The sequence below is a fragment of the Rhodococcus sp. PML026 genome (assembly GCF_000963615.1).
Taxonomy (GTDB): Bacteria; Actinomycetota; Actinomycetes; order Mycobacteriales; family Mycobacteriaceae; genus Rhodococcoides; species Rhodococcoides fascians.
The window spans coordinates 568,555-583,653 of sequence record NZ_KQ031376.1 but is presented as its reverse complement, the minus strand read 5'-3'; the positions used below and the strand labels follow the sequence as shown (position 1 = coordinate 583,653).

The window sequence follows — 15,099 nt, the reverse complement described above, 5'->3', positions numbered from 1 at the left end:
ACGGTAGACCTACCAGGGTGTACCGGCCAGGTTTCGGCGCGCCAGAGCGCGGTGCACCGCTGCGGTGAGCTCTGCCGCCGATCCGACCAGCGCGTCGTCGGTGCACACCAGGGAGAGTGTGTAGCGCCCGTCCATCCGGGACAGGTAGGTCGACAGCCTGATCGTCGACAGCGGGATCGGTCCCGTCGGTGCGGGGTGGATCGCGCGGGTCGCCAGACCGCAGGATCGATGCGACCCGAGGGTCGTCAGCGCGTGCGGAATGTCGCCGATGTTGGAGCACAACACTTCTCCGCGACCCGGCGTCGAGGTCAACTTGGCCGCAAGGCGGTGGGGGAGCAGTTGGACAACCTCGGGCGGGTACCCCGCGGGCGCTCCGACGGGCGCGGCGAAAGCAGCTTTGCACGCCGCGCGCACTGCCGCCGGTGAGTCGTCTCCGCGAACGTCGACGGTGGCCATCCCGATCGAGTTCGCGTCTCCGGATCCGGTGCGGAAGGGGATGTCGACGGTCACCGTGGGTGAGCCGAGTTCTGCCATGGTCGCGGCGACGACGCACACGAACAACGAATTGGGTGAGCCACCACCGAGCTCGGCAGCCGAATCCCACTGCGCTGCATCGACGTCCACGACCACCGAGAAGGCCCGTCGAACACGGTGGGGGCGTGTGCGATTCGGGTCGGATGCCGTGAACGCGCGCAGCTCGGCCCGAGCCTTCGCGCTCACCCACAGTCGAGCGGTCGCGACGATCGACCGCACGAGCACGGTGACGACCATGCGCAGAGCGTCCGCTGCATCCGAACCGGGGGAGGCGATCGGTTCGGTTTCTACCGAGCCCGAAAACGACTGTGCGGCAGCGTCGATGAGCCCACGGGCATCGGCGAGCGCATGCGAGCACACCAGCGATACGACGGTACCGCCGCCGGTCAGCGGAGCTGCCGTCAACCGCCAGCCCGGTCCGTATTGCGGATCCAACTGCACATCGGCCTGGTGGTCGGCCCACTCGATGGCGTCGTCGACCGGCTCGGAGGCGACCGTCAGCGGCAGCGAGGTGGAACAGACGTCCCATCGGAGCCTGGCACCGGGGATGCGAGGCACGCCGACCTGTCGACCCAGCTGCCCACGTGCGAGCGCAGCGTGTACCCGATCGAGTTCGTCCTGGGTCACCGACTCGGCAGTACGCCAAATACCCTGCAGTGCAATCGGTGTGCCGTACCCGCGGTGTGTGCGGAGAAAGATCTCGTCGATCACCGACAGGCGGGTCGAGGTCACGGACTGGGGGTACCGTGGCGCCCCGCGCCCGAGGCGAACCGACTCGCTCCGGTGAGCGCGTCGGCGGTGATCGAGATGGCACCGTGCCGAAACTCGTTCTTCAGCGCGGCTTCCTCGTCGAGGCCGTCCTGCTCGAGGACGGACAGCCGATCCTCGCGCATGCAGGTCTGGGGCAGCAACGCCAGTTCGGCGGCCAGCGCCTCGGCCTCGGATCGGGCACGGCCGACCGGAACCACCCGGGTGATCAGGCCGATGTCCAACGCCTCCTGGGCGGCCACGGCGCGTCCGGTGAGAATCATGTCCATTGCGCGTCCGGTGCCGATGATGCGCGGCAATCGCACTGTGCCGCCGTCGATCAGGGGCACGCCCCAGCGCCGACAGAACACGCCGAACGTCGCGTCGTCCTCCGCGATGCGTAGGTCGCACCACAGGGCGAGTTCGAGCCCGCCCGCGACGGCGTATCCCGACACCGCGGCGATGACCGGCTTGGACAACCGCATTCGTGTCGGGCCCATCGGACCGTCGCCGTGTTCGGTCGCGTGGTTCGACCTGGGCGTGCCGAGCGCCTTCAGATCGGCACCCGAGCAGAAGGTCCCGCCTTCGCCCCACAACACGGCAACCGACGCGGATTCGTCGGCATCGAATTCCTCGAAGGCCTGAGTGAGTTCCTGAGCAGTGGGCCCGTCGACCGCGTTGCGAGCCTCCGGGCGTGAGAGGACCACGGTGGTGACGGGGCCTGATCGTTCGATCCGTACCGGCATGGTTACGAACCTACTCGAGTCCCCTTGCGTGAAGCACTGAATCAGTGCTTCAATCCTTCAATGCCCTACCGGCGAACACCCGCAGTGCAGGCCCGGCTCGATGCCGGCCGAACGAAACTGCTTGCTGCCGCCGTCGAGGTCCTGTCCACCAAGGGATACGCGGGCCTGTCGGTGGCCTCGGTCGCCGCGGCCGCAGGCGTGTCCGCGGGCAGCGTCTACACGCACTTCGACGGCAAATCCGACCTGGTCGTCGAGATCTTCCGGCAGGTCTGCACCCGAGAAGTGGCTGCGGTGGTCGCCGTCGCCGCACACGGCAGCACATCCGAGCGAGTCGCCGCTGTGGTCCAGACCTTCGCTGGGCGGGCCCTGAAGAACCGCACGATGGCCTACGCGCTGCTCGCCGAACCGGTCGATCCAGCAGTGGACGCCGAGCGGTTGGTGTTCCGGCGCAAATTCACCGCTGCGTTCGCCGACGCGATCGTGGCAGGAATTGCGGCCGGGGAAATTCCCGATCAGGACGCGGCGATCTCGGCCGCCGGCCTCGTGGGTGCCGTCGGCGAAGTGCTGGTCGGTCCGTTGTCCTCGCACGAGTCCGTGGACGTGGTTCCCGGTCTCGTCGCTTATTCGTTGCGTGCGTTAGGAGTTCGAGATGAACACACATGAGGTCTTCAATCAGGCGACCGACCTGACGCCCTACGACGTGTCCGACGACGCCTCGCTGCTGGACGGTCTCGACCGAGCCGGCGGCGGCTGGGCGCGCGACGAGGTGCGTCAATTGGGCGCTCTCGCAGGCGGAGTCGAGGCCCAGGAGTGGGGCAGGCTCGCGAACGAGAACCCACCGGTGCTCAGGACACACGATCGGTACGGCCATCGCGTCGACGAGGTCGAATTCCATCCGCACTGGCATGATCTGATGACCGTCGCGGTGCAGCACGGACTGCACGCCAGCCCGTGGACGGACGACCGAGTGGGTGCGCACGTGGCCCGCGCCGCGAAATTCTACGTATGGGGACAGGCCGAAGCGGGCCACATGTGCCCGATCTCGATGACCTACGCCGTCGTACCGGCGTTGCGGCACAACCCCTCTCTCGCCGCGCAGTTCGAGCCTCTGCTCGCGTCCCGGGAGTACGACTTCGGGCTGCGCGAACCGTCGAGCAAACGCGGACTGATCGCCGGTATGTCGATGACGGAGAAGCAAGGCGGCTCGGACGTTCGCGCCAACACCACCACGGCCACCCCGTCGTCGGACGGCACCTATTCGATCGTCGGCCACAAATGGTTCACCTCGGCACCGATGTCTGACATGTTCCTGACGTTGGCCCAGGCACCCGGCGGGCTCTCGTGCTTCATGTTGCCGCGGGTGCTGCCCGACGGCACCCGTAACCGAATGATGCTGCAGCGCCTGAAGGACAAGCTCGGCAACAAGTCCAACGCCTCGGGAGAACTTGAATACGACGGTGCGACCGGCTGGCTCGTCGGCGAGGAGGGCCGCGGGGTGCGCACCATCATCGAGATGGTGAACATGACCAGGTTGGACTGCGTCATCGGCTCGGCTGCCGGTATCCGCAACGCCACCGTCCGCGCGGTGCACCACGCACGTCACCGAGCTGCCTTCGGTGCGCAACTGATCGATCAGCCTCTGATGCGAAACGTATTGGCAGACTTGACCATCGAATCCGAAGCGGCGACCGCGGCCATGATCCGCCTGGCGCAGGCCACCGACGGTTCCGCTCGCGGCGACGAGCAGGAGAGTGCGCTGCGCCGAATCGCGTTGGCCATCACCAAGTACTGGGTGTGCAAGCGCGCACCCGCACACGCCGCCGAAGCACTCGAATGCCTGGGCGGCAACGGCTACGTCGAAGAATCGGGCATGCCTCGGTTGTTCCGCGAATCGCCGCTGATGTCGATTTGGGAAGGCTCCGGCAACGTCGCCGCACTCGACTCGCTGCGTGCACTCGCGCGTCAACCCGACAGCGTCGAGGCCTTCTTCGGTGAGATCGGCAAGGCGTCGGGCGTGGACTCTCGACTGGACGACGCCATCGCCCGCGTCGGGAAAGAGCTCTCCGACACCTCCGACATGGAATACCGCGCCCGCCGCGTCGTCGAACTGATGGCGCTGACCTTCCAGGGTGCGCAACTGATGATGCACGGAAATCCCGCAGTGGCCGACGCCTTCTGCGCGAGCCGACTCGACCGAGACTGGGGCATAGCCTTCGGCACCCTGCCCGTCGGAGTCGATACCTCAGCTGTGTTGGCGCGGGTGTGACGATTTGGCTCCTGTCCTGCGGATCAGCTCCCCACATTCGTAAATGTGACGCCGATCGGAGTCGGTTATCCAAAACTGGGGAGCTGATCCGCCGCCATCCGCTGGTCGCCGAACCATCCGCTGGGTGCCGGTAGCGCAGCTGCGCGGGCGAAGGCCTGCTCGAAGCGGCGAAGCAGTGCTCGGGGATCGTCGAGTTCACGCCAGTTCCACCGCACGATGACCCAACCCAGTTCGCGAAGTCGGTCCTCGCGATACTTCTCATCCAACAGAACGCGTTTCGAGTCGTACTTCGATTCGCCGTCGAATTCGCCGATGACACCCAGCTCCCAGAACAGGAAGTCGACTCTTCCCACGAAGCGGCCGGCTCCGTCGTGCACCCATTGGTTGAGCAGAGGTGTGGGGAGCGGGAGGGTTTCGAACAGCACTCGGCTGCGCGATTCGCCGACGCTCTCACTACGCCCGTTCATAAGAGACACCGCGCGGCGGGCGGCTGCGATGCCGGTTCGGAATCGTGCGGATTCGACCGCGTGGGCCAGCGCGTCCGAGTCCGTGTGGCCGGATCTCAGTGCACTGTCGCCGACGCATACCGATCGATCCACACTGCTGGTGCGAGCGATGTCCACGACCGTTCGAGCCGCGGTGGTGACCGGGTAGCCGTTGACGGTTGTGCGTTCGGCGGGGTCCAATGTAGTCCCGTGGAGAATTCGGAGCGGGCGACGCTTGCTCGCGTAATCGAGACCGTGTGTCATGTGTACCTTGTCGAGCGGCAGCTTCCAGACGTCGAAGCCCCAGGCGATGGCCGCCGAGACGTGGCTGAGCACTTCGTCCGCCGGTGCGGACATCAGATACGACCGCGCCAGCAGGAAATGACGTTCGGTCGGGCTGGCCTCGTGCATCAGCGTGGTGGGCACATAGAAGCCCGGTCGCAGCACCGACAATTCACCGGCGCGGCGCAGCCTTTTCAGGTCGTCGTCGGTCAACCCGAAAGTAAGTGCGTCAGCTCTGGTGAACAGGTCGGTGTGAGGTAGGTCCATGGATGCTTGGACGCGCCGACCGTCGATTCGGATCCGTATGCAGCGAAAAAGCTCCCCAGTTTCGGATATCCGACGCCGATCGGAGGCATAAATCCGAAACTGGGGAGCTGATCTGCGTCCCGGCCGGGCCCGACCGACCTCAGGCCGACCGACCTCAGACCGAACGACCTCGCTGCGATCGGTACCAGCGCACCAGGGCGTCGGTGGATGAATCCGATTGCACGGCAGGGGCTTCGGCGTCGGTGAGCACCGGTGTCAGTTCGAGTGCCTGGGTCTTGCCGAGTTCGACGCCCCACTGGTCGTAGGAGTCGACACCCCAGATGACGCCTTCGACGAAGACCTGGTGTTCGTACAGCGCGATCAATTGTCCGACGACGGACGGGGTGAGTTTGGGGGCGAGGATCGAGGTGGACGGTCGATTGCCCGGCATCACCTTGTGCGGCACCACATCTGCCGGGGTGTCCTCGGCGGCGATTTCCTCGGCCGTCTTGCCGAAGGCGAGCACCTTGGTCTGGGCGAAGAAGTTGCTCATCAGCAGGTCGTGCATCGAGCCGCTGCCGTCGCGGGTGGGCAGATCGTCGGTGGGCTCGGCGAAGCCGATGAAGTCGGCGGGCACCAAACGTGTTCCCTGGTGCAGCAATTGGTAGAAGGCATGCTGTCCGTTGGTGCCCGGTTCGCCCCAGAAGATCTCGCCGGTCGGCGTGGTGACGGGAGAACCGTCGGCTTTGACGGACTTGCCGTTGGACTCCATGGTCAGCTGCTGCAGGTAAGCCGCGAAACGGGAGAGGTCATTCGAATACGGCAGCACCGCACGGGTTTCCGCACCGAAGAACGAGCTGTACCACAGGCCGATGAGGCCGAGCAGAACCGGTGCGTTCTCGGCGAGAGGCGTCGACCGGAAGTGCTCGTCGATCCGATGGAAACCGTCGAGGAATTCGGCGAATGCCTCTTTGCCGACAACGGCCATGACCGACAGTCCGATTGCCGAGTCCACGGAATAGCGTCCGCCCACCCAGTCCCAGAAGCCGAACATGTTGGCGGTGTCGATGCCGAAGTCCGCGACGCGTTCGGCGTTGGTGGACACGGCGACGAAGTGCTTGGCGACGGCGTCCTCACCGAGCGCGTCGACGAGCCAGCGTCGGGCGGCGGTGGCGTTCGTCAGCGTTTCGAGAGTGGAGAACGTCTTGGAGGCGATGATGAACAGCGTCGATGCCGGGTCGAGTCCGTCGAGTGCGCCGACGAGATCGGCGGGGTCGACGTTGGAGACGAACTTCGCCGAGATCCCCGCGTCGGCGTAGTGACGGAGTGCGTTGTAGACCATGACCGGGCCCAGATCGGATCCACCGATACCGATGTTGACGACGGTGGAGATCTTCTCGCCGGTGGCACCGACCCATTCGCCCGAACGCACGCGATCGGTGAATTCGCCCATGGCCGTGAGGACTTCGTGCACATCGGCGACGACGTCCTGGCCGTCGACGGTCAACGACGCATCGGCGGGAAGGCGCAGCGCGGTGTGCAGAACAGCGCGATCCTCTGAGGTGTTGATGTGCTCGCCTGCGAACATGGCGTCGCGCTTTCCTTCGACGTCTGCGGTGCGGGCCAGTTCGATCAGCAGGGCGAGAGTCTCGCTGGTGACGCGGTGCTTGCTGTAGTCGATGTGAAGATCCGCGGCGGCGAGGGTGAAGGTGCGCCCTCGGTCGGCGTCATCGGCGAACAGAGTTCGGAGATGAGTATCGGCAATCTCGGAGTGGTGATCGGTCAGTTTCTGCCAGGCATCCGTGCCGGTGATATCGACGCTCATACGAACCAACAGTAATGCGGGCCGGTGCCGCGCGCGCGTCGTTTGTCGTTTGCGACGGGCCTCGCGGAGGCATCATGGACGGTATGGACCAACGTGCATTGATCGATTCGATTCCGGCAAAACTGTGGATCGGCGGTAAGGCCGTCGATGCCGAGGGAGGCAAGACGTTCGCGGTGAACGATCCCGCTACAGGTAAGCCGTTGACCGAAGTGGCCGACGCATCACCGGCCGACGCGATGAAGGCCCTCGACGCGGCCGCTGCAGCGCAGAAGAGTTGGGCGGCAACACCTGCCCGCGAACGCAGTGAAATTCTTCGAGCGGCGTTCGAGAAGGTCACCGAACGTGCCGACGACATCGCGCTGCTGATGACCCTGGAGATGGGCAAGGCCCTCGCGGAGTCGAAGGCCGAGGTGAAATACGGTGCGGAGTTCTTCCGGTGGTTCGCCGAGGAAGCGGTGCGCATCGGTGGTCGCTACACCCCGGCCCCGGCGGGCAACGGCCGCATTCTCGTCACCAAGGCTCCGGTCGGCCCGGTACTGGCGATCACCCCGTGGAATTTCCCGTTGGCGATGGGCACCAGGAAGATCGGCCCTGCCCTGGCCGCCGGCTGCACCATCGTGGTCAAGCCGGCCCGGGAGACCCCGCTGACGATGCTGCTGCTCGCGCAGATCTTCGACGAGGTGGGTCTACCGGAGGGCGTGCTCTCAGTGCTGACGACGTCGAAGTCCGGTGACGTCACCGGGCCGCTGCTCGAAGACCCGAGGCTCCGCAAACTCACCTTCACCGGATCCACCGGCGTCGGCAAATCGCTCGTCGAGAAGTCCGCGACGAGGTTGCTGCGGACATCGATGGAACTCGGCGGCAATGCCCCGTTCGTGGTGTTCGACGACGCGAACATCGACGACGCGGTGGACGGCGCGATGCTGGCGAAGATGCGCAACGGCGGCGAGGCCTGCACGGCGGCGAACCGTCTGCACGTGCACAACAGCGTGCGTGAGGAATTCACCACCAAGTTGGTGGCGAAGATGTCCGAGATGAAGCTCGGGCCCGGCGTCGACCCCGACACCAAGCTCGGACCGCTGATCAACGCAGACCAGCTCGAGACCGTGCAGGAGCTCGTCGACGATGCCGTGGAGAAGGGCGCGACGGTAGCGCTCGGCGGTAGCGCACCGGGTGGCGACGGCTACTTCTACCCGGCGACCGTACTCACCGACATGCCGACGTCGGCCCGCATTCTGAAGGAAGAAGTGTTCGGCCCGGTGGCCCCGATCGTCGGATTCGATACCGAACAGGAAGGAATCGACGCAGCCAACGCCACCGAGTACGGCTTGGCGTCGTACATCTACACCGAGAGCCTGGATCGCGCGCTACGAGTGGCCGACGCGATCGACAGCGGCATGGTGGGTGTCAACCGCGGAGTGATCTCGGACGCGGCAGCACCGTTCGGTGGAGTCAAAGAATCCGGATTCGGCCGTGAGGGCGGATCCGAGGGAATCGAGGAATACCTCGAAACCAAGTACATCGCACTGAAGTAGAGCATCGGTTGGGCGTGCATCCTGCGCGCCCAACCGGGGTTCGGTCAGTGGCCGAGGCGACCGCGGCCGAGGCGGAGCAGGAGCATGGCCAGTGTGTGGCCTTCCTGACCGAGGCTGCTGAAGCGCTCGAGAACTTTCATCTCACGGCTGTGCACGAGGCGCGGGCCGCCGGACGCCATGCGGGTGCGTCCGATGATCTGCGAGACCTCGGAGCGACGCCGCACTGCCGCGAGGATCTCGGCGTCGAGACGGTCGATCTCCTGACGCAGGTCGTTGATCTCGGCTTCGCTGGAAGGCAATGCAGTCTCTGAATCGATCTTCGTCGTCATAGCCATCGTCTCTCCTCGGGTCACATCTTGGATCGTTGCGTCGTCCGGCACCGTTACGCCTTTCGTATTCGGAACTGCAGCGGCTGTCGGCTGGGTTTCGTCTCGAAGGACCGAGATCGACGAGATTCCCGCCGGGAAAGCTGGGGCGTTACGACTGTCGACAGGCTCCCGCTCGTCCGGCTGCGCAGTGGCCGATCCGACGCAAGCGATGACGCACGACTTTTTCGATCACCGATCCAGTGTGCCACGGGGTAACCGTCCTGAAAAGTCGGAGATGACGCCGACGACCACGGGATGTGGGTTTGTCGGTACGCGCCGGTAGCCTGGCCAGACGATGAACACATTCCTCCAGGGCCTCGAGTCCCGTAAGAAAACCTCGTCCGACGCGCTGCTGGAGGGGCTCAATCCTCAGCAGCGCGAGGCCGTCGTGCACACGGGATCGCCGCTGCTCATCGTGGCCGGTGCAGGCTCGGGCAAGACAGCGGTGCTGACGCGTCGCATCGCGTATCTGCTCGCGGAGCGGGGGGTGTCGCCGGGGCAGGTCCTGGCGATCACGTTCACCAACAAGGCCGCCGCCGAGATGCGCGAGCGAGTGGCAGGTCTGGTGGGGCCGCGGGCGAACGCCATGTGGGTGTCGACGTTCCACTCCAGCTGCGTGCGCATCCTGCGCGCCCAGGCGGCATTGTTGCCGGGATTGAACTCCAACTTCTCGATCTACGACGCGGACGACTCACGCCGGCTGCTGACGATGATCTCCAAAGACCTGCAGATCGACACCAAGAAGTTCTCGGCTCGTCTGCTCTCGACGGCGATCTCCAACCTCAAGAACGAGCTGATCGGCCCGGACAAGGCCGCCGAGGACGCCGACGGCGACCCTGCCGAGCTGCCCCGACTCGTCGCGAAGGTCTACCGCATCTATCAGCAGCGTCTGCGCGCAGCCAACGCCATGGACTTCGACGACCTCATCGGCGAAACGGTGGGAATTCTGCAGGCCTTCCCGCAGGTGGCGCAGTACTACCGACGCCGGTTCCGGCACGTACTGGTCGACGAGTACCAGGACACCAACCACGCCCAGTACATGCTGGTTCGCGAACTCGTCGGCACGCCCGATGCAGACGGCGCGCTCGAGGGCACCGTCGCGCCGGGTGAACTCTGCGTGGTGGGTGACGCCGATCAGTCGATCTACGCATTCCGCGGCGCGACCATTCGCAACATCGAGGAGTTCGAACGCGACTACCCCGACGCTCGCACCATTCTGCTCGAGCAGAACTACCGATCGACGCAGAACATTCTGTCGGCGGCCAATGCCGTCATCTCGCGCAACATCGGACGGCGCGAGAAGAAGTTGTGGACCGACACCGGTGAAGGCGAACTGATCGTCGGGTACGTCGCCGACAACGAGCACGACGAGGCGTCGTTCGTCGCGTCGGAAATCGATCGTCTCGTCGACAGCGGGGATGTGCGTTTCGACGAGGTGGCGGTGTTCTACCGGACCAACAACTCTTCGCGCGCGCTCGAAGAGATCTTCATTCGTCTCGGCCTGCCGTACAAGGTCGTCGGCGGCGTCCGGTTCTACGAGCGCAAGGAGGTCCGGGACCTCGTTGCGTACCTGCGCGTGCTGTCCAACGAAGACGACACCGTCAGCATGCGGCGCATCCTCAATACCCCCCGACGCGGCATCGGAGACCGCGCCGAGGCATGTGTGGCCGTGCACGCCGAGCAACGCGACATCAGCTTCTCACGAGCGCTGCACGACGCGGCCGCGGGCAAGGTGGCGTTGCTCAACTCGCGGCAGCAGAAGTTGATCGCTCAGTTCATGGAGCTGCTCGACGAGTTGCGTGCCGTACTGACGGCCACCGACGGAGACGGCAACGACATCGCCGATATCGGCGACGTGGTCGAAGCAGTTCTGGACCGCACCGGCTATCGCGCCGAGCTCGAGGCCAGTAGCGACCCGCAGGACGGTGCTCGCCTGGACAACCTCAACGAATTGGTCAGCGTCGCACGGGAGTTCACGTCCGAGGCGCGTAACCAGGCCGCAGTGGCCGAAGAGGCGCTCGAGACAGGTGACGACCGAAACGATGACGACGGCGGGGTCGACGGTCTGGCCGAGCCGGGTTCGTTGGCCGCGTTCCTCGAACGGGTTTCTCTGGTTGCCGATACCGATCAGATCCCCGACTCGGGCACCGGCGTCGTGACGTTGATGACGCTGCACACCGCCAAAGGGCTGGAATTTCCGGTTGTCTTCGTCACCGGGTGGGAGGACGGCCAGTTCCCGCACATGCGTGCGCTCGGTGATCCGAACGAGCTGTCCGAGGAACGACGGCTGGCGTACGTGGGCATCACTCGCGCGCGGCAACGGCTCTATCTCACGCGCGCGATCATGAGGTCGGCGTGGGGTCAGCCCATCGCCAACCCGGAATCACGCTTCCTGCAAGAGGTTCCGCAACATCTGATCGACTGGCGTCGCGAAGACCCGGGCACCGGCGGCGGCCGCGCAATCGGCGGCGGTAGATCCGGCAGCTACGGATCGAACAGTTACGGCTCGGGCGGCGGTTACGGCTCGGGCAACTACGGCTCCGGTAGCTACGGCGGGTCGTCGAGTCGTGGCCAGAGTTCGTCTCCGAGCTTCGGTGCCGCGAAGGGCCGAAACTCCAATCTGGTTCTGGCTGTAGGTGATCGAGTCAGCCACGACAAGTATGGACTGGGTACGGTGCTCGAATCCACGGGTGCCGGAGTCAAGGCGATGGTGCTGATCGATTTCGGCTCGGCAGGTCGCGTCAAGATGATGCTCATCGGCGGCGTTCCGATGACCAAGCTGTAGTAGTCCCGACAACGCGAAAGCCGGGCCCTGCGAAAGCGGGGTCCGGCTTTGTTGTGAAGCGGTGAAGAAGGACTCAGTCCATTTCGGGTCCGAGGGAGATTCCTCGGGACGCGAGCCAGGGGAGGGGATCGATCTTGACCTCACCCGGGAGATGAACCTCGAAGTGCAGGTGCGGGCCGGTGGAGAAGCCACGGTTACCCATGGTTGCAATCTGGTCGCCGGCCATGACGTCCTGGCCCACGGTGACTGTCGAGGTGTCGATGTGGCCGTAGACCGTGATCGTGCCGTCGGCGTGCTGCAGGCGAACCCACATTCCGAAGCCCGACGCGGGACCGGAATCGATCACCTTGCCGTCGGCGACGGCGTAGATGGGGGTTCCGATGGCATTGGCGACGTCGACGCCGGCATGCAGGACGCCCCATCGAGTGCCGAAGTTGGAGGTGTACGTGCCCTGAGCCGGGAGGGAGAACAGCGGGCGACGGGCTGCGGCCTCGCGGGCGGCACGCTCTTCGCTGAAACGCTGGCCCTTGGCGAGCAGGTCGTTGAACTGGCTGAGGTCGACCGGTGCGGCGACGCTGAGGATCTGCGGTGCTTGCGAGGGAGTTGCGCTCGAAGCGTCGGCTACCGGCTCGTCGGCCTGCGGTGCGGTGGTGGCTGCGAGTGCTGCGGCGGCCGGTGCTTCACCCGCGGCGAGTGCGTACTCGGAGGTGGCGACTGCGGTGGGCGCATCGTCGTTGATGACGGCTTGCCCTGCGGCAACAACGGCACCGGCGGCCACGGCCAAGACGGCGGCGCGACCCTTCAGTGCAGTCGGAGGAACGGGGATGCGGTGCGCTCCGCCGCGACGAGCCACGGGTGCGGCGTCTGCGGTGGTTGCGTAGGTCGTGACGACGGTCGGTGTCTCGTCGGCTGCTACTGCACCGGCGAAATCGGCTTCGACGTACTCGTACGTGGGGTAGGAATAGGCCTCGTATGCACTCGGCTCGGTGGTGGGCTCGTAGCTGTACACCGTGGTCGCGTCGTCCGCCGTCGGGCGAGAGAATCGGCTGGAAGTAAAGGACGCGCGGTGCTGCTGCAAGACCTACAACCTCCGATATCTGTGACCTGGCCGTTACTGAAAGACTCGGCAGACGGTAACGAAATGGTTGCGGCGCGCGCAAGTTAACAGCCGAAACCTGGGCAATATGTGAGATGGCTCACAGGGTGACCAGGGTCTATGTGGTGACACGCCACATCCGTAATCGGACACGAGTGCGGCACGCACCGTGACCGACGGCTCGGGGCGCGACCGAGCCGATACCGTCCTACGGGTGCCGACCCCCACCTTCGACGACTCGTCCGCCCACGGCTCCGACCGAGCCGAACCGCAACGTATCGCGCCGCAGGATGCCCGCGGCGGCGTGGAGGATCATTCGCCCACGTCGCGCATCGTCGCCGCCGTCGTGCTCGCTGTCGTCGCCGCACTGTGTGCCGCTGCAGCTCCGTTGATCGGCGTCGTCCAGGCCGTCGACGGTTCGCCGGTGGGCGGCGGAGTCTCGTCGGCCGCTGTGCTGGCCGTTGCGCTCCCGGTCGTGGTGGCGGTTGCCGCCGCCGTCAGTGCTGCGATGCGACGCGTCGAATTCGGTGCCGCTCTGCTCTCAGGCTTCGGCGCGGTGACGCTCGGAATCGCGATCCTCGATCTCGCTGTGCTGTCCGATCCGATCGATGCGAACCGGCTCGAGCTGTTCCGTCCCCTGAGCGCCGCGATGCTCGACGCCACCCTCGGCTCTCATGTTCTGCTCGCCGGTCACGCTGCGTCGGTTCTGGCGGGTGCGGCGGGGTGGTCGGCAGTGCATCGTGCAGCGCTCGGTGACGGGTACGGACATTCGGTCTACTCGGAGCACGTGGGACGAGCGACAGCGGGCCGGGTGGGTCCGCTGTTGTCGATCCTGCTCGGAGCGTTCGGTGTCGTGGCCGCCGCAGCGGCGTTCGCCTCGCTGTACCGGTCGGCCGATCCGGTGGTGATCGTCTCGGCGGTGGTGGAGTCGCCGGTGTTCGTGGCGGTGGGGTCCGCGCTGGTCGGAATCGGCGCACTCGTGGTCACGGCCTCGGCGTTGGCGTCGCTCTCGCCGGTGGTCGCGTCCGGTGCCGCCGTCGGCGCGGGTCTCGGGGTCCTCTCGTTCGCGGGTGTCGGTCTGCTCGCTGGAGTGGCTACCGGTGCTCGGATCGAGGCCGGCCTCGGGGCATACCTCGGCACCGTTGCCGGGCTCGGATTGACCGTCGGAGGCGCTGTACTCGCACCTGTTGCCTCCGGCCGTGATCGCCGCGCTCTGGCGGCGGCGCGATCCGTCGCCGAGGGTGGTCGGGGTCCGCGCGGGGTCGCCGGGCCCGGCACCACGAGGTGGCATGCGGCAGCAGGCAGTGCGGGCGTACTTGCCGGCGTACTGCTGGTGGTGGGGTCGCTGTTGCCGATTCTCGAGACCGACGCCGCGGGAACTGCGCCCACGATCCTGGCGACCCGCGTGGTGCTCATAGCGGGCTTCGTCTCGATTCTGGCCTCGGTGCCGCTGCTGTTCTCCGAGTTCGCTGCGGCGGCTCGTCCGTTCTTGTCCGTCTTCTGGCTCGCCGCGGTGTCGGCCGCGGCGGCCGTGTTGCAGTCGGTGGTGCTGGCCGAGGACCTCGCGGGCGTCGATACCGGGACGGGTGCCCTGCTGATCATCGCGGGAGTCGTGTTCGCGGCCGTCACCGGACTGCTGGCCCTGTTCGCCGGATCGGCCGAGCGTGACGACGTCGACACGTCCGAGGATGCGGCCACCTACTTCCCGGTGCTGGGAACTGCGCTCGTCGGGGCCCTTCTACTGGCAGTCGGATTGGCCCTGCCCCTGTATCGAGGCAGCGATCTGACCGCGGCGACCATCACCGAGTTTCCGTGGGGTTGGGACACCTGGGGGCAGCTGCTGCTCGCTGTCGGCGTCGTCGTCGCCGCCCTCGTTGCCGCCCGGGCCCGCCCCGCGCGTGGCAGCGTTCTGCTCGTCGGTGCGGCCGTCGCGGGCGTCGTTCATCTCGCGTCGTGGCCACTGACGTCCGCTCGCGCAGCCGACCCGGAGCTGGGACCCGGTGTGGTGCCATCGGTCGCCGGAATCGTCGTTCTCGGTGTCGCGGCGGCACTTTCGGCTCGTCGCACCGATCGGTGACGCCGGTTTCACTGCGGCCACAGCGGTGAGATAGACCACATAGCATCCATGCGCCCGATGCGCCGTCGGGGCACCTGGATAAAGTCCATGCTCAGACCCGCTCACAC

At 66.0% G+C, this 15,099-nt stretch carries 11 protein-coding genes; 5 read left to right on the top strand and 6 right to left on the bottom strand.

Annotated features, from left to right (window positions below):
* Positions 1–9 precede the first annotated feature (9 nt).
* Together VF34_RS22305 and VF34_RS22300 are read right to left on the bottom strand one after the other, a co-directional pair.
* Positions 10–1,266 carry a hypothetical protein gene (locus VF34_RS22305; protein ID WP_032373061.1) on the bottom strand — a complete coding sequence of 419 codons (1,257 nt, stop codon included), beginning with the start codon at positions 1,264–1,266 and terminating at the stop codon, positions 10–12.
* Positions 1,263–2,027 carry a crotonase/enoyl-CoA hydratase family protein gene (locus VF34_RS22300; protein ID WP_027496004.1) on the bottom strand — a complete coding sequence of 255 codons (765 nt, stop codon included), beginning with the start codon at positions 2,025–2,027 and terminating at the stop codon, positions 1,263–1,265. The genes VF34_RS22305 and VF34_RS22300 overlap by 4 nt, the downstream gene beginning before the upstream one ends.
* Positions 2,028–2,087: 60 nt before the next feature.
* Here VF34_RS22300 and VF34_RS22295 point away from each other — a divergent pair, with 60 nt between their 5' ends.
* Complete coding sequence (locus tag VF34_RS22295) at positions 2,088–2,690, top strand: TetR/AcrR family transcriptional regulator (protein WP_027496005.1); 603 nt, start codon at positions 2,088–2,090, stop codon at positions 2,688–2,690.
* A complete protein-coding gene (locus VF34_RS22290; protein WP_032373060.1) occupies positions 2,677–4,293 on the top strand; it encodes an acyl-CoA dehydrogenase family protein in 1,617 nt (538 codons plus the stop codon). Before VF34_RS22295 ends, VF34_RS22290 begins: the two co-directional genes overlap by 14 nt.
* A 65-nt stretch (positions 4,294–4,358) precedes the next feature.
* Here VF34_RS22290 and VF34_RS22285 read toward each other — a convergent pair whose 3' ends face one another.
* The gene (locus VF34_RS22285; protein WP_032365934.1) at positions 4,359–5,327 is read right to left on the bottom strand and encodes a type IV toxin-antitoxin system AbiEi family antitoxin domain-containing protein; all 969 of its coding nucleotides are present in this window, start codon (positions 5,325–5,327) and stop codon (positions 4,359–4,361) included.
* Positions 5,328–5,481: 154 nt separating this feature from the next.
* A complete protein-coding gene (gene pgi, locus VF34_RS22280) occupies positions 5,482–7,131 on the bottom strand; it encodes a glucose-6-phosphate isomerase (protein ID WP_045842045.1) in 1,650 nt (549 codons plus the stop codon).
* An 83-nt stretch (positions 7,132–7,214) separates the two neighbouring features.
* Here pgi and VF34_RS22275 point away from each other — a divergent pair, with 83 nt between their 5' ends.
* On the top strand, positions 7,215–8,666 hold the full coding sequence (locus VF34_RS22275) for an NAD-dependent succinate-semialdehyde dehydrogenase (protein WP_032371555.1): 1,452 nt from the start codon (positions 7,215–7,217) through the stop codon (positions 8,664–8,666).
* Between the two features lie 44 nt (positions 8,667–8,710).
* On the opposite strand, the gene VF34_RS22270 is transcribed toward VF34_RS22275, so the two are convergent.
* Positions 8,711–9,001 (bottom strand): chorismate mutase, encoded by a 291-nt coding sequence (locus tag VF34_RS22270; protein WP_027496010.1) that lies wholly within the window; start codon positions 8,999–9,001, stop codon positions 8,711–8,713.
* Positions 9,002–9,329: 328 nt separating this feature from the next.
* Here VF34_RS22270 and pcrA point away from each other — a divergent pair, with 328 nt between their 5' ends.
* Complete coding sequence (gene pcrA / locus VF34_RS22265) at positions 9,330–11,819, top strand: DNA helicase PcrA (RefSeq protein WP_032371252.1); 2,490 nt, start codon at positions 9,330–9,332, stop codon at positions 11,817–11,819.
* 73 nt (positions 11,820–11,892) lie between these two features.
* Here the strand turns inward: pcrA and VF34_RS22260 are convergent, their stop codons facing one another.
* Positions 11,893–12,897, bottom strand: a complete 1,005-nt coding sequence (locus VF34_RS22260) for a M23 family metallopeptidase (RefSeq protein ID WP_032365931.1) — start codon at positions 12,895–12,897, stop codon at positions 11,893–11,895.
* Between the two features lie 232 nt (positions 12,898–13,129).
* Between VF34_RS22260 and VF34_RS22255 the strand changes: the two genes are divergently transcribed.
* The gene (locus VF34_RS22255; protein ID WP_156158551.1) at positions 13,130–14,992 is read left to right on the top strand and encodes a TrbL/VirB6 family protein; all 1,863 of its coding nucleotides are present in this window, start codon (positions 13,130–13,132) and stop codon (positions 14,990–14,992) included.
* Positions 14,993–15,099: the final 107 nt, after the last annotated feature.

Coding starts and splice junctions, on each gene's coding strand:
- VF34_RS22300 (WP_027496004.1), bottom strand. CDS start 2,027: ATGCCGGTACGGATCGAACGATCAGGCCCCGTCACCACCGTGGTCCTC.
- VF34_RS22295 (WP_027496005.1), top strand. CDS start 2,088: ATGCCCTACCGGCGAACACCCGCAGTGCAGGCCCGGCTCGATGCCGGC.
- VF34_RS22290 (WP_032373060.1), top strand. CDS start 2,677: ATGAACACACATGAGGTCTTCAATCAGGCGACCGACCTGACGCCCTAC.
- VF34_RS22285 (WP_032365934.1), bottom strand. CDS start 5,327: ATGGACCTACCTCACACCGACCTGTTCACCAGAGCTGACGCACTTACT.
- pgi (WP_045842045.1), bottom strand. CDS start 7,131: ATGAGCGTCGATATCACCGGCACGGATGCCTGGCAGAAACTGACCGAT.
- VF34_RS22275 (WP_032371555.1), top strand. CDS start 7,215: ATGGACCAACGTGCATTGATCGATTCGATTCCGGCAAAACTGTGGATC.
- VF34_RS22270 (WP_027496010.1), bottom strand. CDS start 9,001: ATGGCTATGACGACGAAGATCGATTCAGAGACTGCATTGCCTTCCAGC.
- pcrA (WP_032371252.1), top strand. CDS start 9,330: ATGAACACATTCCTCCAGGGCCTCGAGTCCCGTAAGAAAACCTCGTCC.